We start from the raw sequence: 23,898 nt of genomic DNA on the forward strand, positions 1-23,898 counted from the left end.
CTACGGGCAAGAGGCGAGCCGTGAGGATCGCCCACTTCTGCGACAGCCACGCCGGACGGCCGGACGGCGTCGCCCGGTCGGCCGAGCTGACCGTACGGCTGCTGCGCGCGGCCGGGCACGAGGTGGACTTCTACCGCCCCGGACCCCTGCTGAGCCGCGACGGCGTCCGCTCGGTACCAGTGCCGTTGCGGCAGGTCCGTGTCGGGCTGCCGTTCACGCCCCGGCCGGCCGACCTGGTCCACGCGCACAGCACCGGGCCGATCGGGATGACCGGGTTCCGGTCGGCCGCCGACTGGGGCGTGCCGCTGGTGATGACCTGGCACACCGACCTGCTGGCCTACGCCGACCTGTTCGCCGAGATCCCGGCCGGCGCCGCCTGGTGTGCGGTGCGCCTGGGCCTGGGCTGGTCGCCCCGGGAGTTCCTGGAGCTGACCCGGCCCGGAGCGGTGCGCCGGCGCCGGCTGGTTGCGCTCGGCCAGGCCATGTTCGCGCGGATGGCGGTGGCGATCGCCCCCTCGGACAAGGCGGCGGCGGGCTTCGCTCCGTTCCGGCCGGCCGCCGAGATCTGCGTGCTGCCCACACCGGTCGCCGGCGTCGCGCCCCGCCCGGCCCGTACCAGCGGGAACGTTGTGCTGTCGGTCGGCCGGGCCACCGCCGAGAAGAACCCGGAACTGTTGCTGCAGGCGTACGCCCGGGTGCGCTCAGCCCGGCCGGACGCCCGGCTGGTCCTGGTCGGGGTGTCCCAGCAGCGCCGGCGCCTGGCCCGCCGGATCGCCGCACTCGGGCTGGACGGTCACGTCCAGGTTCTTCCGCCCGTGCCGCCCGACGCGGTCGCCGGCTTCTACCGGGCCGCCGACGTGCTCGCGTTCGCCTCCACCACGGACACGCAGAGCCTGGTGCTGGCCGAGGCGGAAGCGGCCGGGCTGCCGGTGGTGGTCGCCGACCCGGAGCTCGCCGTCCGGCCGGGATCCGTCGGGGCCGCGCGCTTCACCTGCGCACCGACGCCGGACGCGTTCGCCGCCGCGCTGCTGCGCATGCTGGACGACGGCGCCCTACGGGCCAGGGTGAGCCGGGACGGCATGGCGGCCGCGGCGGCGTACCCGCCGGAGGTCTTTCTGCGGCGGTTGGAGGCGATCTACCACCGGGCCCGCTCTTGACACATCGACGACCTGCGATGTGCAATGCGCTGACAACGATGTCAACGGCAGGGAGCCCGATGATTCTCCGGCGTCTGACCACGGCCGTCCTCCTGGCGGCCGCCATCGGCGCGACCGGGGCGGCGGCACCGGCCCACGCGGTCGACCCGGTGCGGATCATGCCGCTGGGCGCGTCGATCACCTGGGGCACCTCCTCCACCGACGGCAACGGCTACCGCGAGGAGCTGCGCGAGCATCTCGCCGGCGACGCCGGAGTCGCGATCGACTTCGTCGGATCGCAGCAGTCGGGCACGATGACGGATCGCGACAACGAGGGCCACCCCGGTCTGCGCATCGACCAGATCGCGGCCAACGCGGACGCCTGGCTGTCCGCCGCCCGGCCCGACGTGGTGCTGCTGAACGTCGGCACCAACGACACCTTGCAGAACTACGACCTGCCGAACGCGCCGGCGCGGATGCGCGACCTGCTCGACCGGATCGTCGCCGCCCGGCCGACCGCCGCCGTGGTGTTCTCCACGCTGGTCCCCTCGGGCAATCCCACCAACGACAGCCGGGCGCGGACCTTCAACGCCGCTCTGCCCGCCATCGCCGCGGCGCAGGTGGCCGCCGGGCACAACGTCCGGCTCGTCGACCTCACCAGCACCCTGACGGCCGCCGACATCGGCCCGGACACCATCCATCCCACCGACGGCGGATACGTCAAACTCGCCAACCTCTGGCACAGCGCCCTGCGTCCGGTGCTGGGCGCCGGCCGGGCCTGGCCGCTGTTCCGCACCGACTTCGGCGCCGCCGCGCAGCCCACCTGGACCAACAGCGTCCACGCGAGCGTGAACGTCGGCGGTTTCTGCTGCGGCCTGACCGCCATGGAATCCGCTCGCCGGGCCGAGACCGCGCACGGCGGCACGTACGCCCTCATGTACTCCGGCAACGACACCAGCACGACGCAGTCGTACTCGTACAACAAGGTCTTCGACGTCCACGTCCCGATCGCCGCGGACACGACGCTGTCGTACTGGATCTATCCGCAGTACCCGGCCACGTCGGTCGCACTCGACCTGTTCCTGACCGACGGCCGCAGCCTGCGGGATTCCGGCGCGACCGACCAGTCCGGGGTCCGGGCCCACCCGCGGTTCCAGGGCCAGGCGGGCCACCTGCGGCTCAACGAGTGGAATCTCGTCCGGATCCCGCTGAGCGCCCTGGCCGGCGGCACCGTCGACCAGATCTGGATCGGGTACGACCAGCCCGGCACCACCGGCCTCTTCCGCGGCTACGTCGACGACATCGACATCGTCAGCGGCTGAGCCCACCCGCGGCGGAAAACCCATGCAAAGTCATTACATGAGGTCAGTTGCCCCAGAAGATGTAGTTGGCGTTGTAGGGCACGCTTGCCTTCTGACCGTCGGTGCAGGCGGTGGCCGGGGCCACGCCACCGAAGGTGTTCAGCCGCTGGATGTGGGTCACCGTGCTGAGCATCCCCGACCCGGACCGGGTCCTGACCTCCAGCAGCAGCTCCGGGATCGCGCCGGGCACCGGGGAGTTGGCCACCGGGGCGGCGGTGATCAGCGAGCCGTCCGCCTCGGACTGCCAGGTCGGGCCGCCGAAGTGGTGGATCTTCCGGTTGGCCCCGTCGAAGAGGCCCGCCTCGGGGACCGACGAGCCGGTGAACTTGCCACCCGTACAGGTGTAGGTCTGGGTTCCGGTGCCGACCACGAACTGGCCGATGATCTTCAGGCCGGCCGGCGGCTGGAGGGACGGGGCCTCGGCGGCCGAGGCCTGGTAGGTGACCGCGGAGACGCCGGCCGTGACGACAGCGGCCGCGGTGAGGGCGATTTTTCTCTTGAGTGTGGGCACGGGTACGAGTACGCGGCTCCGGCCGTTGCCGATGGGTGGCTGCCCGCACATGCCCCGAACGTTGCCCGATGAGCCCCTGCCGGCGGACATGCCCGATGCGAACGTGCGGTGGCTTGCGCGGCCCACAGCACGTTCGCATCGGACTTTCCCCGGATGAGTGCGGCTTCAACTGGTGACGCAGGGAACTCCATCGAGGACGAATGCGGTCGGTGCGGCGCTGTTGCCGGTGTGCCCGGCCTGGAAGCCGATGCTGACCGACCCGCCGGCGGCGATCGCGCCGTTGTAGCCGGCGTTGCGGGCCGTCACCTGCCCGGAGGCCGGGCTGTAGGTGGCGTTCCAGCCGGCGGTGATCGTCTGCCCGGCGGCGAGGCCGAAGCTCAGCGACCAGCCGTTGACCGCGGTCGTGCCGGTGTTGGTGAGGGTGATGTCGGCGGTCAGCCCGGTGTTCCAGGCGTTGACCTTGCTGGACACCCGGCACGCCCGGTCCGCGGGACTGCTGGGTCCGGGGCTGCTGGGGCCGGGAATGCTGGGGCCGGGAATGCTGGGCACCGGATCGCTCGGCATCGGGCTCGAGGGCGCCGGGCTCGACGGCCCCGGGGTCGAGCCGGCGGGCGAGGTGGCCGGCCCGAACTGGCTCAGGAAGCGCCAGACCTCGCCGGTCGTCCACGTGGTCGCGGTGTTGGTGCCGCCGCCGTCGGCCGGCTCGGGCGTGTGGTCGCCGTCGAAAGCGGCCCACTGCACCGGATACCCGGCCCGGCACCCCGCGTACGCGGTGGTGATGTGCCGCCCGCTGCCGTTCGGGGGCTCCGGCGGGTTCTGCGCGGTGCAGCCGTTGACCCGTACGAACGTGTCGCGGATCTGCCGCCCGGAGCTGATGTTCAGCACGCTGTCGCGGGTGCCGTGGATACCGAAGTAGGCGACCGGATGGGTGCCACCGGCGCAGCCGCTGAGCTGGGCACCGGAGTACGCCACCACCGCGCGGAAGATGGCCGGCCGGGCGCAGGCCAAGGCGTAGCTCATCGAGCCGCCGTAGCTCCAGCCGAGCGCGAAACGCTGGGTGGTGTCGACGCAGAGGTCGTTCTCGACCACTCGCAGGATGTCGTCGACCAGCGTCACGTCGCGGCCGTTGGTGTTGGCCCACCCGGCGTCCAGGCCCTGCGGGGCGATGAAGATCGCTCCGTTGCCGGACGCCCGCTGCTCGCCGTAGAAGGCCCACGCGGCGCCGGCCGCACCGCCCCCGGCGGCGACGTTCTGCGCCGAGCCGTTGAGCCAGTGCAGCCCGACGAACAGCCGGTACTTCAGGGTCGGCTGGTAGTTGTCGGGGATGCGCAGGATGTAGGTGCGGGACTGGCCACCGCGCTGGATCGTGTAAGTGCCGTTGCGCAGCGTCGGCGTCTTGCCGCACCCGGCGGTCGCGGCCAGCACGGTGGGCCCGTCAGCCGCGACCGTTCCGGCCGAGGCCGCGACCACGCCGGCCCCGACCAGGAGCGCGGCGGCGGCCAGGACGACGCCCACCATCGACGAGGTCCGTCTTCCGCTCGCCATCGCGTCACTCCTCGCTGATTGAGCACGAATATGAACGCAGGCTACGGGAGCGCTCCCATGCATTCAAGAACTTCACTGGCAAATAGTTAATCGACCATCGGCGTGCGTTCTCGTAACGGTTTTTCGCCGGCGATGTTCTCCTTATTCGGAACCGCTCTATTGCTGCGCCGGAAGTCGTGTTAGCTTTCCTCGCGCTCACCAGGATCTTTCCGCGTACGGGGGTACGTCTTGTCCGATGTGGTCACCGAGAAGGCAACGAGAGCACCGGCCCGGCTGCTGCGGCTGCTGCGGCACGAGTGGACCGTCGCCACCGCCGGCTCGGTGCTGCTCGCGATCGTCATGGTGTGGCTGCTCCCGCCGTACGCGAGCCGGCTCGTCACCGGCGGCGTCAAGCAGGAGACCATCGCCAACCCGGTGCGCACCATCATCGGCGACGCCGGCGACCCGACGGCGCAGGCCTGGATCGTCGCCTGGAACGGCCAGTCCCTGCGGCACGGCCTGCGCGGGCTGTGGCACACCAACGCCTTCTACCCCGACACGTTCGGCTTGGCGTACACCGACACCCTCTTCGGCTACGCGCCGGCCGGGCTGATCGGCGAGGGCGTGACGGCCGCCGTGCTGCGCTACAACATCCTGTTCGTGCTGACGTTCGCGCTGGCGTTCCTCGGCGGCTACGCGATGCTGCGCCAGCTGGGCGCCGAGCGGGTGGCCGCCGCGCTGGCCGGCGCCGCCCTGGCCTACGCACCCTGGCGTTACGACCATGCGGGTCACCTGAACATCATGTCGACCGGCGGCATCACCCTCGCCGTGGCGATGCTCGCCCGCGGCCACGGCTGGTCACTGACCCGCGGTTACCGCAGCGACCGGGTCCGGCCCGGCTGGGCGGTCGCCGGCTGGCTGGTCGCGGCCTGGCAGGTGACTCTCGGCTTCGGCATCGGCCTCGGTTTCGTCTACCTGCTCGCCCTCGCCTGCCTCTGCGCGGCGATCGGCTGGCTGGTCCGGGGCCGCCCGCCACTGGGCCGCCGGCTGATCCTCGCCGACCTCGCCGGCGGGCTGGCCTTCACCGCGGTCACCGCCTTCTTCGCGTACGGCTACCAGCAGGTCCGCGAGCTGTACCCGTACGTGACCCGGTCCTGGGATTACGTCGCCGTGTTCTCGCCGCCGCCGCGCGGCCTGTTCGTCGCACCGCAGTACTCGCTGCCCTGGGGCACCCTGCACAACGACGCCCGGGCCGAGCTCGGCAACGCCGCCAACGAGAAGGCGCTGCTGTGCGGGTACGCGCTTTACCTGCTGGCTCTCGGCGGCCTGGTCCTCTCGTCGTGGTCCGTCCGGCAGCGCCTGCTTCTCCTCGCCGGCACAGTCCTGGGGATCCTGTTCGCGCTCGGCACCAACGGTCCCACGTACCGCCTCCTGCACCTGTACGTGCCCGGCTTCGACGGCAGCCGTACCCCCGGCCGGTTGATCCTGTGGCCGACCATCTTCATGGTTGTCCTCGCCGCCGGCCTGCTCACCAAGCTCGCCCGGCTGGCCCGGGCGGCGACACTGCCGCAGTGGCAGACGGTCGCCGTCCGGGTGCTGACCATTCCCCCGTTGCTGCTGGTGCTGGCCGAGGGCATGCCCGACATGGACCATCCGGACACCCCGGTTCCACCGGCCGCGTTCACCATGGCGTCGGCGCCGTTGATGGTGCTGCCCTCCGACGAGAACGTCGACACCAACGTCCTGCTCTGGTCGACCGAAGGATTCCCCTTGATGGTCAACGGGGCGTCCGGCTACATCCCGCCCAACCACCAGGGACTCCGCGACCTGATGCAGACCTTTCCCAGCGAGCCCAGCCTGGACCGCATGCGCCGGCTCGGCATCCGCAGCGTGGTCGTGCTGCGCGACCGGGTCCCGGGCACGCCGTTCGAGGCGGTGCTGAACGCACCGACCCCGCCCGGCGTCATCCGTCAGGACATCGGCCCGGACGTCCTCTACACCATCAGCTGACGTCCTGGGGCACCGCGACGATCTTCCAGCGCTGGTTGGCGCTGGTGGAGTCGCCGTACTGCCCGATGCCGGCCCCGTTCGCCGTGCGGCCCATGCCGTCGAGGTAGAGGCCGGTGACCCGGTTGCGCAGCCGGACGTTGTTCGCGTCGGTCAGCACGGACCACTGCTGGTTGGCCGACGTTCCGGTGGTGTACTGGCCGGCGGCGCTGCCGTTGGCGGTCCGGCCCATGCCGTCCAGGTACAGCCCGGTGCCCTGGTTCCTGACCCGCACGTAGGTGCCGGAGTTCTCGATCACCCACTGCTGGTTGACGCTGGTGGTGGCGGAGCTCTGACCGACGTCGGAGCCGGCCGCCGTACGGCCCAGGCCGTCGGCGTACCGGCTGGTGGCCGTGCCGACGACCGGACCGTCGTGCTGCCGCCGGTGCCCATCCCCCAGGAGTACCGCAGCCGGTTCAGCCCGGAAGGGTTGGTCAGCGTCAGGTTCAGATTCGATCCGCTGCCGGTGCGCCGGGTCAGGCTGTACCAGTCGCCGTCGCGCAGGCCGGGCCAGTAGACGCCGCCGACACCGAGCTCGCGCAGTTTGGCGCTGACGCCCCGCAGGTAGTCGGCGAAGAACGACCCGCTCGGGATGTTGTAGTCGATGGTGTCGTACGCGACCCCGTTCTTGCTGCCCGGCCCATCGGACCGCCCCACTCGGTGGCCACCGTCCGGGACGGCCAGCAGGGTGTTGTTCAACCTGGTGTCCTGGCCGACCGCGGCGACGTTCTGGGCCAGCCCGGCGCCGTCCAGGATGACCCGGCCGCGCGGCACCCCGGAGTGCCGGTTGAGCCAGGCGTTGTACATGTTGTTCAGGTCGGTCGTGGAATACCCGTGCGGCTCGTTGATGACCTCGAAGTAGGCGTTGCTGTTGCCGGCGTACCGGGCGACGACGGTGTCCCACATCCGGTCGTAGGCCGCGGCGTCGCTGGGCCGGCCGCCGCTGTGGGCCCAGTACGCCATGATCACCTTGCCCTTGGTGAGTGCCTGGTCGATCGCCCCGGTGTAGGTGCCCCAGTAGCCGGCGACGGTCGGCTCGAGTCCGCCCCGTACGTGTTGTCATCACTAGCCTTTCTCCTCTGGCGGGGGACGGCGGTCAGGGGCTGGCGCACGACAGGGCGCCGGGCGCCGCGTTGCTGCTGCCGTTGACCAGGAAGCCGAAGCTGGTGGAGGCGTTGGCACCGACGGAGCCGTTGTACGCGGCGTTGCGGACGCTGACCGTGCCGCTGGTGCCGGTGTTGACGCCGTTCCAGACGTTCGCGATGGTCTGCCCGCCGGCCAGCGTCAGCCGGACGGTCCAGCCGTTGAGGGTGCCGGAGCCGTTGTTGGTCACCGTCACCTCACCCTGATAGCCACCGTTCCAGGTGCTGGCCGTGCGGTAGGTCGCGGTGCACGCGCCCGGCTGCCCGGTGACGGGCGGGGTGCTCGGTGGCGTGCTGGTCGGGGTACTCGGCGGCGTGGTCGTCCCGGGCACCGTCGTGGAGGCGGCGTTGAGGGCGTTGAGGACCGAGGTGTACGCGGGCTTGGGGTTGCTGCTGCGGTCGAACAGCAGCGGGTTCTCGTTGCCCCGCCAGGAGTCGCTGTCCCGGATGCCCCAGGTCGTGATGCCGACGCAGCGTGGGACATTCATGCACGCCTGGGTCAGGCCCTGGTACTGACTCGCCGACGCGTTGGTCACGTCGGCCTCGGTCAACGCCACGTCCACGCCGAGGGCGGCGAAGCTCGACAGCGTCTGCTGGAAGTTGCCCGGCAGCGAGCTGCCCCCGGTGAAGTGGGTCTGCAGGCCGACGCAGTCGACCGGGACGCCGCGCGCCTTGAAATCGCGGATCATGTTGTAGACGCCCTGCGTCTTGGCGTACGTCCAGTTCTCGATGTTGTAGTCGTTGTAGCAGAGCTGCACGCCCGGGTCGGCGGCCCGCGCGGTGCGGAACGCCACCTCGATCCAGTCGTTGCCGGTGGACTGCAGGTTCGACGAGCGCCGGCTGCCGTTCTCGGCGAAGGCTTCGTTGACCACGTCCCAGGCGTAGAGCTTGCCCTTGTAGTGGGCCATGACGCCGTTGATGTGGTCGATCATCGCGGTGCGCAGGGCGCTGCCGCTGAGACTGCCCCAGAAGCGGGGTTGCTGGGCGTGCCAGGCCAGGGTGTGGCCCCGGACCCGCATGCCGTGCTGGGTGGCCCAGTTGTAGATGGCGTCCCCGGCCCGGAAGTCGAACTGGCCCCGGTTGGGCTCGGTCGCGTCGGGCTTCATCTCGTTGACCGCGGTCATCATGTCGAACTCACGGTTGGCGATGGTCAGGAAGCCGGAGTCGTTGAGGCGGTCCCCGCCCATGGCGGCGCCGAAGTACCGGCCGCTGCGCTCGGCGGCGGCCTTGAGGGTGGTGCCGGGCGGACCGGTGAGATCGGCGTGGGCCAGGGTGGCCACGGCCACCGAGGACACGGCGACGGCCACGGCGCAGGCCGCGCCGAGCAGCAGTCGGGCACGGGCGGCAAGAATGGTCATCAGTACACTTCCTCCTCGATGCACGAGCCCGGGTCAGGCGAGCTTGACCAGGCGCCAGACGTTGTCGGCGGAGCCGTTGTCGGAGTCCTGGACGGCCTGAGCGCCGTAGGTGCCGGCGCCGTTGAGGATGGCCAGCAGCTTCCCGCTGTTGACGTTGCGGATCTTGTAGGTGCCGTTGCCGAGGTCGACCAGCGTCCAGCGGTGGTCGGCGGTGCCGTTGTCCGACCACTGCAGGACCCGGGCGTTGTCGGCGGTCGACATGTTCTCGACGCCGAGGACCTTGCCGCTGTTGACGTTGCGGAACCTGACCGCGGTGCCGTCGGTGATCCTGACCCAGTTGTGGTCGGCCGTCCCGGTGTCGCCCCAGGCCACGGCGAGCCCGCCGTCGGCGGTGGACATGTCCTTCACGCCCAGGACCGTGCCGGTTCCGACGTTGACCAGCTTGTAGGTCTCACCGCCGCCGGGGGTGCTGTTGTTGGCCCAGTAGACGGTGTAATTGAAGCCGTGCGCGTCGTGGAACGGCCCGATCGGCACGCTCGTGCCGTTGGCCGTCGCGGTGAAGGCCAGGCTCGACGTGCTCGTCCTGGCGATGGACGAGACAGTCAGCGACGGCGCCGAGGACAGCGCGGTGTTGCCGTAGTTGCCGCAGAGCACCGCCGGCCCGTACGTGATCGCCTGGACGCCGGCGTTGTCGTTGGCGGCCAGCATGACGACCCGCATCGGCAGGGTGACCGTCAGCGTGTCCCCCGCCGCCCAGGCCCGGGTGATGGTCGCGTAGCTGCCCGGCGCCGCGGTGACTGCCTGGGCGGCCCCGTTGACGGCGAGGACCGGGTTCTGCGTCCAGGACGGGATCCGTACCCGGATGCTCCAGGTGCCGCTCATGGTGCCGGACAGGGTCAGGGTGGTGGTGTCGCTGACCGGGTACGTCGTGGACTGGGTGACCGTGATGCCGCGCTGCGACCAGTTCAGCGTCGAGGGCACGAACAGGTTGACGGTCAGGGTGGTGCCGGCGAAGAAGTAGATGGAGTCCATCAGCTTGGTGTTGGTCTCGATGCCGGTGCCCTGGCAGCACCAGAACGAGTTGTAGTCGGTCGAGTAGGTGCCGCCGCCCCACGCCGGGCCGACACCGCGACGCCCACCGGGCCTGAGCGGGGTGAAGTAGGTGACGCCGCCGTGGCTGTCGGCCGGGTTCTGCGCACCGATCAGATGGTTGAGCAGCGCCCGCTCGTAGTAGTCGAAGTAGCCGGCGTTGTTCGGGTCGAGCAGCCACAGTTCGCGGGTGAGCTTGAGCATGTTGTGCGTGTTGCAGTGCTCGCAGGTGTCGTTGCTCAGGTAACCGGCGATCGCGTTCGGCGGCCGGAAGTGCTCGGCCTGGCTGTTGCCGCCGATGACGTACGTGTGCGCCCGCGTGGTGATCGACCAGGCGTTCGCGGCGATGTCCCGGTAGCGGGTGGTGCCCGTCGCCTTGTACTCGCGGGCCGCGCCGATCCACTTGGGTACCTGGGTGTTGGCGTGCTTGCCGTTGAGCTCGTCGACGTTGGCGGCGAGCGGGTTGAACACGGCCTGGTGGTCGAAGCGCTGCGCGACGGTCAGCCAGCGCGTGTCGCCGGTCTGCTGGTAGATGTCGGCCAGCACGTCGTTCATGCCGCCGAACTCGGTGCCCAGCGTGGCCTGCATCTGGCTCGCGCTCAGCCGCGCGGTGCGGGTGTCGACCCAGCCGGCCAGCGCGAGCAGCACCGTACGGGCCTGGTCGTTGCCGGTGAGGCGCCACACGTCGAGCAGCCCGGCGAGGGTCTTGTGGACGCAGTAGTAGGGCACGTTGCCGTTGGAGAGCGTACGAGCCTCGAGCGCGGTGAAGTCCGACTCCGGGAAGCCCGACAGGTAACCCGCGCCGAACCCGGCGGCGCCGTTGTTCGCCTGGCACTTGGCCAGCTCGGCCACCATGTAGTCGGCCTTGTCCCGGCAGGTCGTGTCGCCGAGCACCGCGTAGGCCTGGGCCCAGGCGGTCAGGAAGTGCCCCTGCATGTGGGAGCGGAACGGGAAGGACGGGGCGTCCCAGCCGCCGTTGGTCGCCGCGCCGTTGGTCCCCAGCCGGTGGTTGGCCCGGAAGACGTAGAGCAGCCGGTCGACGTCGACGAAGCGCAGGTAGCTCAGGGTGCGGTTCTGGTTGTCCAGGAACCGGCCCGCGGTCAGCCGCACCTCGCCCGGCCGGAAGGCGAACGCGGCCGCGCCGATGTCCGGACGCACCGGCGGCACGACCGCGGCCGCGGCGGGCCGGGCGTCGAGGACGCCGGCTCCGGCCGTGCTGACCAGGGCGGCGGCACCGGTGGCCTGGAGCAGGCGACGGCGGCTGAAAGCGGAGGACGACATGGGGGAACTCCTGTCGGAGGTGGTCGGGAAACGGTGGATCCGGTATGGGGGCGCCGGGCGGCCCGGCGGACGGGCCGGGCCGCACGGCGTGCGGGGGTTACGGGGCGGTGAGGTCGAACCGGTTGACGGTGACCGTGCCGCCGAGGGCCTGCGTGGCGTAGTTGAAGATGCCGAAGCGGTAGCCCATGAAGAACTGCCAGTCGTTGTTCAGGGTGAACGCCGGGCCGAGGTTGGTGAACGTGCTGCCGTTGGTGCTGTACGAGAAGGTGGCCGTACGCCCGGATCCGGGTTGGATGGTGGCCGTGGCCCGCAGCCAGATCGTGCCGCCGGACACCGCCGCGCCGGCGGCCTCGGCGCCGGTCCCCGTGGTGGTCCAGCCGCTGGTGGACATGGACAGCCCGTTGGTCATCGAGACCCGGGTGACGCCGTTGTCCTTGCGGATGCCGATCCACGCCGACTGGTCGCGCAGCATGGCCAGGCCGGACCGGTCACCGTTGGCCATGGCCGAGTAGTCCAGCTGGATCGTGGCCGTGGACGTGGGCCCTTGGATGCGGTGCGTCAGGGTGTTGCGGGCGTTGTAGAGATCGTTGGTGACGGTGGCCGTCGACAGCCGCAATCCGTTGCCGACACTGAACTTCGAGGTGTCCGGGTTGTGGTTCCATTCCCAGCGCTGACCCAGCGCGGAGCCGGTGAACGTGTCCGGGCCGATCATCGACTGCACGGTCCTGGTCGTGCTGATGTTCGGCTTCGGGTAGCTGGCGCCCCAGCGGCCGTTGACCGTCTGCAGCACCGGCCAGCCGTCGCCGCTCCAGGTGATCGGCGCCAGCGTCGGCATCCGGCCACCGGGGTAGGCGTCGGTGAACGCCATGTACCACCAGTCACCGTTCTGCGTCTGCACCAGGCCGCCCTGGTGCGGGACCCCGCCGCCGGAGATGGGTCCGGGCAGGTTGAGCAGGACCTGGCGCTGCTCGTACGGCCCCCACGGGCTGGTCGAGCGCAGCACGTACTGCCCGTTGGCCGGGCGGGTCAGCCAGATGTAGTAGTAGTTCCCGCGCTTGTACATGCGGGCGCCTTCGAGGGTGCCGATGCTCGACGGGGTCTGGTAGACCGTCTGCGAGCGCACCTCCGCGGTCAGGTCGGAGTTGAGCTGCGCGACGCTGATGGTGCCGTTGCCGTAGGCCACGTACGGGGTGTCGTTGTCGAACAGCAGGCCGGCGTCGTAGTAGCACTTGTTGATCCGGGCCTTCTTGCTCCAGCCGCTGCCGATCGACACCGAGGTGTAGATGTAGGTGCGGTTGAACTCGGTGCAGCCCAGCCAGTAGTAGGTGCTGTTGCTGGGCCGGTGGTTGAACGCCGACGCCCAGATGCCCTTGACGTAGGCCCGGCCGCCGTTGAGGTCGTAGGCGTTGGAGTCGAAGTCCAGCCGCGGCACCGAGTGCCCGGCGTACTCCCAGTTCACCAGGTCGTACGAGCGCAGGATGGGCGCGCCGGGCGAGTAGTGCATCGTCGACGCCGAGTAGTAGTAGGCGTCGCCGACGCGGATGATGTCGCCGTCGGCGAAGTCCTGCCACACCACCGGGTTCGTGAAGGTCCCGGTCGGCGGCGGCGTGGTCGGGCCGGTCGTCGGTGTGCCGGAGCCGACCTGGACCAGCTGCCATTGCTGGTTGGTACCGTTCCAGTCGCTGTACTGCACGATGTTGCCGCCGTCGGCGGTGGAGGCGCCCTGCACCTCGAGGGCCTTGCCGCTGTTGCGGTTGATCAGCTGGATGTAGCCGTCGATGTCCTGCATGCTGAACTGCTGGTTGGCGGCGTTGTTGTCGGTCCACTGCACGACGGCGCCGCCGTCCGCGGTGGACGCGTTGGAGACGTCCAGGACCTTGCCGGACAGCCGGGACTTGAGCCGGTAGAAGCCGCCGCCGGAGTCGACGAACTGCCACTGCTGCTGGTTGCCGTCGTTGCGCGACCACTGGGTGAGCCGGGCGCCGTCGGTGGTGGCCAGGTTGTAGACGTCCAGCGCCTTCCCGCTGTTGCGGTTGACCAGGACGTACCACGCGTTCAGGTCCACGGCGGCGGCCGAGGCCGCCGGCGCGGCGACAACCGTGACAGCGATACCGGCCAGCAGGGCCAGCACTGCGGTAATGGCCATGTATCCGCGCCGCCAGCGCCTTTTCGGGGGTGTGCCGCGTGCGTACATTTCGCCGCTCCTTGCCGGGGGATCCCGAAATAGTGAACGTTCACAACTTGCCGAAGACGGATGCCCGGTGGCCGAACTCAAGGGGGATCCAGACATCAGACATTCAAGAATGGCAATGTTGCCAGAGTGTTTCGCTGCACTCAAGAGCGGCAGCGCTCAAAGTTGTCCCTAACAACGTTTTGCCTGATGAGGGGCTTGCAATGAGGCTCGGGCGACTGAACCGGCCTGACCGCCACACCCTTCGAACGTCAGATGTACAGCGAAGTCGGTCCGACGTAACACTTTTCCGACGGCGCTTTCGCGAAATGCGCCTGTCCATTTGCACAAATGGTGACCGCCGACCATTCGACGAAATGAAGACGCCTGGCCGGAGCAGCATTCGCTGTTCCGGCCAGGCGGGTACGGACAATCAGCTGCAGGCGGCGCCGTTCAAACTGAAACCGCTGGGCGCGGCGGCGTTGCCGTTGTGGTTGGCCTGGAAGCCGATGCTCGTCGAGCCACCCGGTGGAATGGTGGCGTTGTAACCGACGTTGGTCGCCACCACCTGGCCACTGGTGGGCGCGTACGTGGCACTCCAGCCGCTGGTGATGGTCTGCCCGGAGGCCAGGGCAAAGTTCAGCCGCCAGCCGTTGATGGGCGCCGTACCGGTGTTGGTGATGGTGATGGTGTCCGTCAGCCCGCTGTTCCACGCGCTGACGGTGTTGGTGACCCGGCAGGCACCACCCTGGGACGGCGGCGGGGTGGTCGGCGGCGGGGTGGTCGGCGGCGGGCTTGTCGGCGGAGTCGTGGTCGGGGGCGGGGTCGTCGGCTGGGTGGACCCCTCGCTGACGGTGATGGTGGAGCTGCCGTTGCTCTGGTAACCCTCGGTGGCCATGATCTGGTAGTCGTGCGTGCCGAGGTTCAGGCCGAGCCGGGCCCAGGCGTTGAAGTGGTTCGCCGTCGTGATGGTGCCGCTGCTGCGGTGCTGCTGGCGGACACTCCAGTACTGGTAGAACGTCGCGTTGCCGATGATGGACGGCTGGTTGACCCGCTGGGTGCGGTAGATGTCGTACGTGCTGCCGTCGGTGGTGACCGAACCCAGCCGCTGGCTGCCCGAGCTCGGGTTGTACGTGCCGAAGTCCTCGACGACGTAGTACTCGATGAGCGGGTTGGTGGTCCAGCCGTAGAGCGCCAGATAGCCGTTGCCGTTCGGGTTGAACGTGCCCGAGTAGTTCACGGAGTGGCTGGAGCCGGGCTTCCAGCCCTTGCCGCCGACCCAGTTGTTGATGCCGCTCATCCGGACGCTGTAGTTGCCGCCGGCCCCCAGCGTCATCGTGACGTTGCCGCTGTCCTTCCAGTACGAGAAGAAGTAGCCGTTGTGGGTGCCGGTCAGGTTCGAGGTGATGGTCCGGTCGGCGTCGGCGTGGGCGATGCCGGCCACGGTGATCGAGGCTGCCGCCAGTACGGCGACGGTGACGCCCCCCAGGAGAGTCCTCAGCCGGCCGCGCCGGCGACCCGGGGGTGGAACGGAATGGTCGTTCACGGACAACATCCTTTACTCGTCGTGAGCACGTCGGGCAGATCAGGCGGGCAGAGTCACCTGGCCGGGAGCCGGACGCTGGGTGGTCGTGCTGTCGCCGAGCTGCCCGTTGGCGTTGTTGCCCCAGCACCACAGGCTGTCGTCGGTCCGGAAGCCACAGATGTGGTAGCCGGGCGCGAAGTCACTTGCCCACGTGGTGGCCGTGCCGATCCGGGTGGGTGCGAACCGGTGGGTCGTGGTGCCGTCACCGAGCTGGCCCGTCGAATTGTTGCCCCAGCACCACAGGGAGCTGTCGGTCCGGACCGCGCAGGCCGTGTCGAAGCCCGCCCGGACCGTGCTCCAGCTGGTGGCGGTGCCGACCTGGACCGGGGTGGTCTGGTGGGTTCCGCTGACGCCGAGCTGGCCGTACCCGTTCTCACCCCAGCACCACAGGGTGCCCTCGGCGCGGACCGCGCAGCTGTAGGCGTAGCCGGCGGTCACGCCGGTCCACGTGGTGGCGGTGCCGACCTGCGCCGGGGCGTCCCGGTAGCTCAGACCGCCGACGCCCAGCTGTCCGTCCGTGTTGTTGCCCCAGCACCACAGGGTGCCCTCGGTGCGGACGGCGCAGGTGTGCGCGTACCCGGTCGCGACGCCGGCCCAGGTGGTGGCCGTGCCGACCCGTACCGGAGCGGTCGCGATGTAGGTGTCCGAGCTCATACCCAGCTGCGCGAAACGGTTGAAACCCCAGCACCACAGGCTGCCGTCGGTCCGGGTGGCGCAGGTGTGGCTGTCGCCGGCGCTGACACTGGCCCAGGTGGTGGCGTCGCCGACCTGCACCGGAGCGGTTCGCATCGTGGTGGTGCCGTCGCCGAGCTGGCCGCGGAAGTTGTTGCCCCAGCACCACAGGGTGCCGTCGGTGCGGATCCCGCAGGTGTAGCTGGTGCCGGCGTCGAGGCTGGCCCAGGTGGTGGCGGTGCCGATGCGTACCGGGGTGGTCCGGGCGGTGGTGGTGCCGTCGCCCAGCTCACCGAGGTAGTTGCTGCCCCAGCACCACAGGGAGCCGTCGGTGCGGACCGCACAGGTGTGGCCGTAGCCGGTGGCGACCTCAGAGACGGCCGCGACGCTCAGCGCTGCGGGGCTGGGCGCGGCTGGGCTGGTCGCGGCGGCGGCCGGGCCGGTCAGGCCTCCGAAACTCAGCGCGGCGAATCCGGTCGCCGTCGCGACCGCGACGGCGATGCCCCGGGCGACCCGGCGCCAGCGGTCACGACGCCCGGAGGCGAAGCTGTGTCTCATGTGTACTCCCTGCTCGGTGGGGGGCGGTCCGGCAGCAGGGAGCGTCAGCGTCACACGCCCCCTCGCTGCCGGGCCGGGCTGAGGTCACGGCGTGCGGCGACAGCAGTTACGCCTGTTCCGGAGATTGCCAGAATGTTTCCAGACATTCAAGAGTTTTCATGGGAGCGCTCCCACCGACTCTGTCGAATGCCGCGACATAACGCTTTTCACCGCCCCAACTTTCGCGTTGAACTGGGCAAAATGGTCTGGCAACATTGCCCGCAGTCAATGGCCAGCCGAGGGCATCCCATTGCCGCGCCTGGAGGGTGAAGTGCGGAGAAGATCGAAGATCAGCACAGCCCTGGCCGCCGTCGTCGTCTCACTCACCGCCGCCGTCCTAGCGCTCGGCGCGACCCCGGCCGATGCGGCTGCCGGCGGCTCCGGCCCCTACCCGGCCGACTACGAGACCTCGGCCGGCCTGCCCGACCACACCATCTATCGGCCGCAGACGCTGCCGTCCGAACCGCTGCCCGTCCTCGTGTGGGGCAACGGCGGCTGCGTGGCCAGCGGCACCGCACAGGTCAACTTCCTGCGGGAGATCTCGTCGCACGGCTTCCTGGCCATCGCCAACGGTGCGCCCAACGGATCGGGCTCCACCACGTCCCGGATGCTCACCCAGTCGATCGACTGGGCCGTCGCGGAGAACACCCGGCCCGGCAGCAAGTACTACGGAAAACTCGACACCAGCAAGATCGCCGTCGCGGGTTTCTCCTGCGGAGGCCTGGAGGCGTACGCCGTCTCCGCCGACCCGCGGATCACCACGACCATGATCTTCAGCAGCGGGTTGCTCAACGACGCCGACGACTACCAGGTACGCGGGCTGACCAGGCCGATCGCCTACTTCATCGGCGGGCCGAGCGACATCGCGTACCCGAACGCCATGGACGACTGGGGCAAGCTGCCGGCCGGGCTGCCCGCCTTCATGGGCAACCTGAACGTGGGGCACGGCGGCACCTACGACCAGCCCAACGGCGGCGAATTCGGCCGCGTGGCGGTGCTGTATCTCAAATGGCGCCTGAAAGGTGACGTCACCGCGGGCGCGAATTTCGTCGGGACCGACTGCGGGCTGTGCCGGGGCCCGTGGACTGTCCAGCAGAAGAACCTGACGCTCGGCGGCGGGACCCCGCCGACCACGCCCCCGCCGGGCAACGGTGCCGGCACCTGCTCCGCGGCCTATTCGGTGCAGAACCAATGGAACGGTGGATTCGTCGCCGCTGTGACCGTCACCGCGGGGACCACCGCGCTCGACGGGTGGCGTGTCACTCTCGGACTGCCGGCCGGAGCGTCCATCAGCTCTGCCTGGAACGCCGTGGTGAACGGCACCAGCGGCACCGTCACGATGACGAACCAGAGCTACAACGGGCGGCTGAGCGCCGGCCAGAGCGCCAGTTTCGGCTTCCAAGGAGCCGGAACCGGCGGCGGCGCGACCGTCACCTGCGCTGCGACCTGAATCCGGGCGCGTTCGCGGCCCGACGCCGGGCGTCCACCGGGAGGATCGCCATGCCGGATGTGGCGAGGAGACGCCTGCTCTCCGCCGGGGCGGCCGGAGCCGGGAGCCGCTGGGATGGATGGCATTCGCCCGCGCGAATTCCGTGGCGCCGCCTGAAATGACGGCTGGCCGACCACCTTGCCCTGCGGTATTGCGAGCCACCGGCGCCGACCGGCTGCGAGGACCGTCGGACGGGTAGGCCGGGTGGCTCTGCCAAGGCGACCCAGGACAAGCGAGCAGGCTCACGAGCGCCTCAGCCCCCGGTAACCAGAACGGCGGTCCCGGCCCTGCGTGCGGACCGGGACCGCCGACTCGCGACGCTGGGCTAGTACCCGTAGATCATCTTGTAGGCCACCTCAGGCAGGAACTGCCCGGCGGAAGACCCGCCCCCCACCCCGCAGTTGCCGTCGGACTCCCCCGGCGTCTTGAGCCACAGCAGCATCTCCGCGCCGCCGCCCATCTGGGTCGGGGTGCCGATCCTGCGACCGCCGGGGTTGCACCACTGGCCGTTGCCGCCGTTGCCGTTCCGGCTGGTGTCGATCACGAAGGGCTTGCTGTACCCGTACGACCGCAGCGCGGACGCGACCCGGTTGCCGTAGTTGGTGTTGTCGCCGGTGGTGAAGTAGTTCGACACGTTCAGCGCGAAGCCGTGCGCGTTGGCCACGCCGGCCATGGTGAGGCGCTGCGCCATCGTCTGGGCGTCGATCCACCCGGGGTTGCCGGCGTCGAGGTAGGCCCAGGTGTTGGGCGCCTTGGAGCGGAACTGGTTGGCGGCGCGCGAGAGCATGCCGACCCGGTCGTTGATCTGGGCCTGGCTCATGCAGCTGAAGTCGCCCAGCGAGTCCGGCTCGAGGACCACCACGGCGGGGCGGTTGCCGATCGCCGACGCGAAGGAGGAGATCCACGCGTCGTACGCGCCGACGCTGCCGGCCCCGCCTCCCGAGTGGCCGCCGCAGGCATCGCGGCCGGGGATGTTGTACGCCACCAGCAGGGGAAGCTTGTCCACGGCATCGGCGGCTCCGACGTACCTGCTCACCGCGCCCGCGATGTCTCCGCTCCAGTTGCCGAACCAGCTGGCCATCGGCCGCTGCGCGATCTGGGACCGGATGGCGGCGGCGCGCCCGTCGTTGGGGTTGGCGGCGACCCACGACGCGGGGCTGGAGCTGGGGTTGACGTAGAAGCCACTGGTCTGGCTGACCGGATCGGCGTGAGCGGCGGGCGCGACGAGCAGGACCGCGGGGATCGCCAACGCCAGCGCGGCGGCGAACACCCGGGGTCGGGTCGGTCGTTTCATCGGCGGATCTCCTCAGTCTCGGTGCGGAAAACTGGAAGCGCTTCCAGAGATGTAGGCCGATGTCAATGTCTGGCAACACTCCCGTAATGTCAAGAGATCGACCGTTGTCGTGGTACATCCGCCCCAGGCGCATGGCGACAATTTCTGGGACCGCTTCCAGCCACATCGACATGGATCACGCGGGGCTGAGGCGGTCGATATCATCGAGCGGCGAATCCGCACCACCCGGGCGACGGGTCGCCGCGGGCCGAGCCGACAGCCGGCGCCACCCGCAGGAAGGACCCGGCAACGCGATGGCAGCAGACACCCCTCGGCGCCAGCCCACCCTCGACGAGGTGGCCGAGCGCGCCGGCGTGTCCCGCTCAGCCGCGTCCCGGGCCATCAACAAGGCGCCGCACGTCAGCCGGGCCACCCGCGCCGCCGTCGAACGGGCCGTCAAGGAGCTCGGCTACCAGCCCAACCGCACGGCCCGCGCCCTGGCCACCCAGCAGACGGGCATCGTCGCCCTGGCGGTCTCCCATGACGCCCCCGAGCTGTTCGCCGACCCGTTCTTCGCGCAGGTCATCGTCGGCGTGTCCGCGGCCCTCGAGGACACCGAGCTGCACCTGGTGCTGTGCCTGGCCAGCTCCGGCCGCGGCCAGACCCGGCTGACCAACCTCCTGCGTACCCGTGGCGTCGACGGCATCATGCTGATGGCCCTGCGCGGGGACGATCCGCTGACCCGGATCGTGCGGCAGGCCGGCCTGCCGGCCGTCTACGGCGGGCGGCCGTTGACCTTCGAACCGCAGTGGTACGTCGATTCCGACAACGTCGGCGGGGCCCGCCTGGCCACCGAGCACCTCATCGGCCTGGGCCGCACCCGCATCGTCACCATCACCGGCCAGACCGGCACGGAGGTCGGCGAGGCCCGCTACCGCGGCTACCGCGAGGCGATGATCATGGCCGGATTGATCCCGTACGGCATGACGGAAGGCGACTTCACCGAGGCCGGCGGCGCCGCGGCGATGAAGACACTGCTCGACAGTCACCCGGATCTGGACGCGGTGGTCGCCGCCAACGACAACATGGCTGCGGGCGCGCTGCGGGTGCTGGCCGAGTCCGGCCGATCCGTACCGGGCGACGTGGCGGTGGTGGGCTTCGACGACCTGGACATAGCCGAGCGGACGCAGCCGCCGCTGACCACGGTCCACCAGTCGATCCAGGCCCTGGGCAAGGAGATGACCCGCATGTTGATCGACCTGATCGCCGGCCGCGAACGCACTTCGCTCATCCTGCCCACCAGGCTGGTGGTGCGCGATTCCGCATGATGGGGCCGAGCGGGTCGTGGTCGAGCAGGCCCGCCACGACCCGTGGGGCTCCTCGGCGAGGCTGCCCCCTGACTGGCCGGCGCGGTCGTCGTGGCGCTGGTCGGTCTCATCGCGCTTCCGCGGTCCGGCGCCCGACGGCGAGCGGCCGCCCGGGCCGAGGCCGCCGATCAGCCCGCGGAAGACCGCGAGGGCCTGGCCGACGTGGGTTTCTGAGGCCGGACCGGCACCCCGCTGCGCCTGTCCCGGATCGTGCGCTACAGTGGTCCCGTTGCAGTTTTGATTTCCGTAGACGTTTTCCGGCGCCTGATGGGTTATCCAAAACCCTTCGGGCGCTTTCGTTTTGGGTGTCGGTTTCGACGCAGGTAATCAACGCGGCGGCGTCAGAGTCCGCACAGTGCGGCCTCTACAGCCTGCGAAGGAGCAGATATGACTACAGGTACCGTGAAGTGGTTCAACGCCGACAAGGGCTTCGGCTTCATCACCCCGGACGACGGCGGCGCTGACGTCTTCGCCCACTTCTCCGCCATCGCGACGAGCGGCTACCGCAGCCTCGACGAGAACCAGAAGGTGGAGTTCGACATCACCCAGGGCCAGAAGGGCCTGCAGGCGGAGAACATCCGCCCGCTCTGACCTTCACTCTTCGCCGACGGCGGCCCGACTGATTCAGCCGGGCCGCCGTTCGGCGTTCCCGTTGAGGTGCACCGCGGGTATCGCCGACGTATGAAAAATCGCATACGCCCCGGCAACGGCGGGCCCTCTTCAATGAGGCCATGAGCCCCAGGAGAACCCTGTCCGTCGGCCTGGCCGTTCTCGGCCTCGCGGGCGCGGTGTTCGTCGTGCGGCGGCCGCTCGTGATGGCCGTTCCGGCATGCATGGCCGGCCGGTGGCACGGCTGCTACGACACCGAGAACGGCCTGATCCTGATGATGCTGGTCGGGCTGCCGCTGGCCGCTCTGCTGGTGTGGGCCCTGGCCTCCCGGCGGCGTGCCATCGGCGTTTCCCTGGCCTGGCGGATCTCGATGGCCGAGGTGGGCCTGGTCTACGGGACGGTGCCGTTCATCTGGATGACCTTGATGCCGGGTCCCGGCGCGGGCGTCGTCCCCGGCCGGGTCAGTCTGGTGCCGCTGCGGGACCTCATCACGATGGGACCGCTCGGGATCGGCGGCAACCTGCTGATCCTGGCCGCGCTGGGCTTCTTCGCCCCGATGCGGTTCGCGGCGCTGGCCTCCGTACCGCGGATGCTGGCCCTCGGGGCCGGGTGCTCGATCCTGATCGAGACCGCGCAGTTCGTCTTCCGCCTGGACCGGGTGTCGTCGGTGGATGACGTCCTGGTCAACGCGGCCGGCGCCGCGCTGGCCGCGCTGGCATCCCGCCGCTGGTGGCGCACCACGACGGAGGTACCGTCCGACCAGCATCGATCCGCACCGGCAGCGGCCACCTCCGGACCGCGCTGACCATAGGCTGCCGGTATGCGCGTACTGATCGTGGAGGACGAGCCCTACCTGGCCGAAGCCGTCCGGGACGGGCTGCGGCTCGAAGCGATCGCCGCCGACATCGCCGGTGACGGCGAGGCGGCCCTGGAGCTGCTCGGCGTCAACTCGTACGACCTCGCGGTCCTCGACCGCGACATCCCCGGCCCCTCCGGCGACGAGGTGGCCCGGCGCATCGTCGCCTCCGGCAGCGGCATCCCGATCCTCATGCTCACCGCGGCCGACCGGATCGACGACAAGGCCTCCGGCTTCGCGCTCGGCGCCGACGACTACCTCACCAAACCGTTCGAGCTGCGGGAGCTGGTGCTCCGGCTCCGGGCCCTCGACCGCCGCCGCGGACACGCCCGGCCCCCGGTCCGCGAGATCGCGGGCCTGCGGCTCGACCCGTTCCGCCGGGAAGTCTTCCGCGACGGGCGCTACGTCGCGCTCACCCGCAAGCAGTTCGCCGTGCTGGAGGTCCTGGTCGCCGCCGAGGGCGGGGTCGTCAGCGCCGAGGAGCTGCTGGAACGCGCCTGGGATGAGAACGCCGACCCGCTCACCAACGCCGTGCGCATCACCGTCTCCGCGCTGCGCAAACGGCTCGGCGAGCCATGGGTCATCGCCACCGTGCCCGGCGTCGGCTACCGCATCGATCAGGCGTGAGCGTGGACAGAGCACCCGGGATGAGCGTCCGTCTCAAGCTGACCCTCAGCTACGCCGCTTTCCTTCTGCTGGCCAGTGCCCTGCTGCTCGCGGCCGTGTGGGTGTTCCTGCTGCGTTACGTCCCCGACCGGGCATTGCTGATCGGCTCCGACACGAGCATCGACGGCGTCTTCCCCGTCCGGTCCAACCTGCTGCACATCTTCGCTCCGCGGGCGGCCGCCGTGCTGGCCTTCGTGCTGGTGTTCGGCCTGCTCGGAGGCTGGGTCCTGGCCGGCCGGATTCTCGCGCCGCTCACCCAGATCGCGGACGCGGCCCGGACCACCGGCCAGGGGTCGCTGTCGCACCGGATCCGCATGAAGGGCCGCCGGGACGAGTTCCGCGAGCTCTCCGACGCGTTCGACGCGATGCTCGACCAGCTCGAGTCCCACGTCGCCGAGCAGCAGCGGTTCGCCGCGAACGCCTCGCACGAGCTGCGCACCCCGCTCGCGATCTCGCGGACGCTGCTCGACGTCGCCCGTAAGGACCCCACCCGGGTACGGGGTGAGCTCATCGAGCGCCTGCACACCGTCAACCAGCGGGCCATCGACCTCACCGAGGCCCTGCTGGTGCTCAGCCGCGGCGACCGCGGGGACTTCGCCCACGAGAGCGTCGACCTGTCCCTGCTCGCCGAGGAAGCGGCCGAGACGCTGCTGCCGCTCGCCGAACGGCGCCGGATCACGCTGGAGGTCACCGGCGGAGCGGCCCGGACCAACGGCTCGCCTCAGCTTCTGCTGCGGATGGTGACGAACCTCGTACAGAACGCCATTGTCCACAACGTCCCGGTCGACGGCGCCGTCACTGTGCGTACTGAGTCGCACGACGGCGCGAGCGTGTTGCAGGTAGATAACACGGGTCGCCGGCTCCCGCCCGAACTGCTGCCGACGCTGACCGAGCCGTTCCAGCGCGGAACAGAACGGGTACGCACGGACGAGCACGCCGGCGCCGGTCTCGGGCTGGCCATCGTGCACAGCATTGTCCGAGCCCACGACGGCTCCCTCGACCTCCGGCCCGGCCCCACCGGCGGTCTCCACGTCACCGTCCGGCTACCCGGTACGCCGTAACACCGCCGGCGAATCAGGCGTGCTTCTACCAGTGCGCGACTGGGTATGACATGCGACACTCGCAGCAGGATCGGTGCCAGGAAAGATCCACACTGTGGGTGACG

Annotated in this window: 19 protein-coding genes; 9 read left to right on the plus strand and 10 right to left on the minus strand. The window is 70.1% G+C overall.

Annotation, left to right across the window (positions count from 1 at the left end):
• The first annotated feature begins 20 nt into the window (after nt 1-20).
• Nucleotides 21-1,157: a glycosyltransferase gene (locus ACZ6S4_RS15710; protein WP_465475606.1), complete on the plus strand. Its 1,137-nt coding sequence runs from the start codon at nt 21-23 to the stop codon at nt 1,155-1,157.
• 59 nt (nt 1,158-1,216) lie between these two features.
• Entirely contained in the window at nt 1,217-2,458 is a 1,242-nt protein-coding gene (locus tag ACZ6S4_RS15715) for an SGNH/GDSL hydrolase family protein (protein WP_465475607.1), read from the plus strand.
• Between the two features lie 43 nt (nt 2,459-2,501).
• Here ACZ6S4_RS15715 and ACZ6S4_RS15720 read toward each other — a convergent pair whose 3' ends face one another.
• Together ACZ6S4_RS15720 and ACZ6S4_RS15725 are read right to left on the minus strand one after the other, a co-directional pair.
• Nucleotides 2,502-3,008, minus strand: a complete 507-nt coding sequence (locus ACZ6S4_RS15720; protein ID WP_465475608.1) for a DUF3455 domain-containing protein — start codon at nt 3,006-3,008, stop codon at nt 2,502-2,504.
• A gap of 165 nt (nt 3,009-3,173) precedes the next feature.
• Nucleotides 3,174-4,553, minus strand: coding sequence for a CE1 family esterase (locus ACZ6S4_RS15725; protein WP_465475609.1), 1,380 nt, complete (start codon nt 4,551-4,553; stop codon nt 3,174-3,176).
• Between the two features lie 237 nt (nt 4,554-4,790).
• On the opposite strand from ACZ6S4_RS15725, the gene ACZ6S4_RS15730 reads away from it, so the two are divergent.
• Entirely contained in the window at nt 4,791-6,542 is a 1,752-nt protein-coding gene (locus ACZ6S4_RS15730) for a hypothetical protein (protein ID WP_465475750.1), read from the plus strand.
• On the opposite strand, the gene ACZ6S4_RS15735 is transcribed toward ACZ6S4_RS15730, so the two are convergent.
• The 7 genes from ACZ6S4_RS15735 to ACZ6S4_RS15765 form a co-directional block, all read right to left on the minus strand.
• Nucleotides 6,535-6,906, minus strand: a complete 372-nt coding sequence (locus ACZ6S4_RS15735; protein WP_465475751.1) for an RICIN domain-containing protein — start codon at nt 6,904-6,906, stop codon at nt 6,535-6,537. The genes ACZ6S4_RS15730 and ACZ6S4_RS15735 overlap by 8 nt on opposite strands.
• Entirely contained in the window at nt 6,834-7,541 is a 708-nt protein-coding gene (locus tag ACZ6S4_RS15740; protein WP_465475759.1) for a hypothetical protein, read from the minus strand. Before ACZ6S4_RS15740 ends, ACZ6S4_RS15735 begins: the two co-directional genes overlap by 73 nt.
• Before the next feature lie 133 nt (nt 7,542-7,674).
• Nucleotides 7,675-9,078, minus strand: coding sequence for an endo-1,4-beta-xylanase (locus tag ACZ6S4_RS15745; RefSeq protein WP_465475610.1), 1,404 nt, complete (start codon nt 9,076-9,078; stop codon nt 7,675-7,677).
• A gap of 33 nt (nt 9,079-9,111) precedes the next feature.
• Nucleotides 9,112-11,448 carry a beta-L-arabinofuranosidase domain-containing protein gene (locus tag ACZ6S4_RS15750; protein ID WP_465475611.1) on the minus strand — a complete coding sequence of 779 codons (2,337 nt, stop codon included), beginning with the start codon at nt 11,446-11,448 and terminating at the stop codon, nt 9,112-9,114.
• 97 nt (nt 11,449-11,545) lie between these two features.
• Complete coding sequence (locus ACZ6S4_RS15755) at nt 11,546-13,594, minus strand: family 43 glycosylhydrolase (protein WP_465475612.1); 2,049 nt, start codon at nt 13,592-13,594, stop codon at nt 11,546-11,548.
• Between the two features lie 457 nt (nt 13,595-14,051).
• Nucleotides 14,052-15,164 carry a glycoside hydrolase family 11 protein gene (locus ACZ6S4_RS15760; RefSeq protein WP_465475613.1) on the minus strand — a complete coding sequence of 371 codons (1,113 nt, stop codon included), beginning with the start codon at nt 15,162-15,164 and terminating at the stop codon, nt 14,052-14,054.
• 39 nt (nt 15,165-15,203) lie between these two features.
• Complete coding sequence (locus tag ACZ6S4_RS15765; protein WP_465475614.1) at nt 15,204-16,433, minus strand: RCC1 domain-containing protein; 1,230 nt, start codon at nt 16,431-16,433, stop codon at nt 15,204-15,206.
• 310 nt (nt 16,434-16,743) lie between these two features.
• Between ACZ6S4_RS15765 and ACZ6S4_RS15770 the strand changes: the two genes are divergently transcribed.
• Nucleotides 16,744-17,922, plus strand: a complete 1,179-nt coding sequence (locus tag ACZ6S4_RS15770; RefSeq protein ID WP_465475615.1) for a cellulose binding domain-containing protein — start codon at nt 16,744-16,746, stop codon at nt 17,920-17,922.
• 364 nt (nt 17,923-18,286) lie between these two features.
• On the opposite strand, the gene ACZ6S4_RS15775 is transcribed toward ACZ6S4_RS15770, so the two are convergent.
• Nucleotides 18,287-19,255: a glycoside hydrolase family 6 protein gene (locus tag ACZ6S4_RS15775; RefSeq protein WP_465475616.1), complete on the minus strand. Its 969-nt coding sequence runs from the start codon at nt 19,253-19,255 to the stop codon at nt 18,287-18,289.
• 293 nt (nt 19,256-19,548) lie between these two features.
• Here ACZ6S4_RS15775 and ACZ6S4_RS15780 point away from each other — a divergent pair, with 293 nt between their 5' ends.
• From ACZ6S4_RS15780 to ACZ6S4_RS15800, 5 genes are all read left to right on the plus strand, one after another.
• A complete protein-coding gene (locus tag ACZ6S4_RS15780; protein WP_465475617.1) occupies nt 19,549-20,562 on the plus strand; it encodes a LacI family DNA-binding transcriptional regulator in 1,014 nt (337 codons plus the stop codon).
• 426 nt (nt 20,563-20,988) lie between these two features.
• Complete coding sequence (locus ACZ6S4_RS15785) at nt 20,989-21,192, plus strand: cold-shock protein (protein ID WP_023361248.1); 204 nt, start codon at nt 20,989-20,991, stop codon at nt 21,190-21,192.
• Between the two features lie 140 nt (nt 21,193-21,332).
• On the plus strand, nt 21,333-22,016 hold the full coding sequence (locus ACZ6S4_RS15790; RefSeq protein ID WP_465475618.1) for a VanZ family protein: 684 nt from the start codon (nt 21,333-21,335) through the stop codon (nt 22,014-22,016).
• A gap of 15 nt (nt 22,017-22,031) precedes the next feature.
• Entirely contained in the window at nt 22,032-22,694 is a 663-nt protein-coding gene (locus ACZ6S4_RS15795) for a response regulator transcription factor (protein ID WP_465475619.1), read from the plus strand.
• A 20-nt stretch (nt 22,695-22,714) separates the two neighbouring features.
• Nucleotides 22,715-23,794 carry a sensor histidine kinase gene (locus ACZ6S4_RS15800; RefSeq protein ID WP_465475620.1) on the plus strand — a complete coding sequence of 360 codons (1,080 nt, stop codon included), beginning with the start codon at nt 22,715-22,717 and terminating at the stop codon, nt 23,792-23,794.
• Nucleotides 23,795-23,898 lie beyond the last annotated feature (104 nt).

It is taken from the genome of Actinoplanes sp. NPDC051405, assembly GCF_055586185.1.

Coding starts and splice junctions, on each gene's coding strand:
- ACZ6S4_RS15715 (WP_465475607.1), top strand. CDS start 1,217: ATGATTCTCCGGCGTCTGACCACGGCCGTCCTCCTGGCGGCCGCCATC.
- ACZ6S4_RS15725 (WP_465475609.1), bottom strand. CDS start 4,553: ATGGCGAGCGGAAGACGGACCTCGTCGATGGTGGGCGTCGTCCTGGCC.
- ACZ6S4_RS15740 (WP_465475759.1), bottom strand. CDS start 7,541: ATGGCGTACTGGGCCCACAGCGGCGGCCGGCCCAGCGACGCCGCGGCC.
- ACZ6S4_RS15745 (WP_465475610.1), bottom strand. CDS start 9,078: ATGACCATTCTTGCCGCCCGTGCCCGACTGCTGCTCGGCGCGGCCTGC.
- ACZ6S4_RS15750 (WP_465475611.1), bottom strand. CDS start 11,448: ATGTCGTCCTCCGCTTTCAGCCGCCGTCGCCTGCTCCAGGCCACCGGT.
- ACZ6S4_RS15755 (WP_465475612.1), bottom strand. CDS start 13,594: ATGGCCATTACCGCAGTGCTGGCCCTGCTGGCCGGTATCGCTGTCACG.
- ACZ6S4_RS15765 (WP_465475614.1), bottom strand. CDS start 16,433: ATGAGACACAGCTTCGCCTCCGGGCGTCGTGACCGCTGGCGCCGGGTC.
- ACZ6S4_RS15775 (WP_465475616.1), bottom strand. CDS start 19,255: ATGAAACGACCGACCCGACCCCGGGTGTTCGCCGCCGCGCTGGCGTTG.
- ACZ6S4_RS15780 (WP_465475617.1), top strand. CDS start 19,549: ATGGCAGCAGACACCCCTCGGCGCCAGCCCACCCTCGACGAGGTGGCC.
- ACZ6S4_RS15785 (WP_023361248.1), top strand. CDS start 20,989: ATGACTACAGGTACCGTGAAGTGGTTCAACGCCGACAAGGGCTTCGGC.
- ACZ6S4_RS15790 (WP_465475618.1), top strand. CDS start 21,333: ATGAGCCCCAGGAGAACCCTGTCCGTCGGCCTGGCCGTTCTCGGCCTC.
- ACZ6S4_RS15795 (WP_465475619.1), top strand. CDS start 22,032: ATGCGCGTACTGATCGTGGAGGACGAGCCCTACCTGGCCGAAGCCGTC.
- ACZ6S4_RS15800 (WP_465475620.1), top strand. CDS start 22,715: ATGAGCGTCCGTCTCAAGCTGACCCTCAGCTACGCCGCTTTCCTTCTG.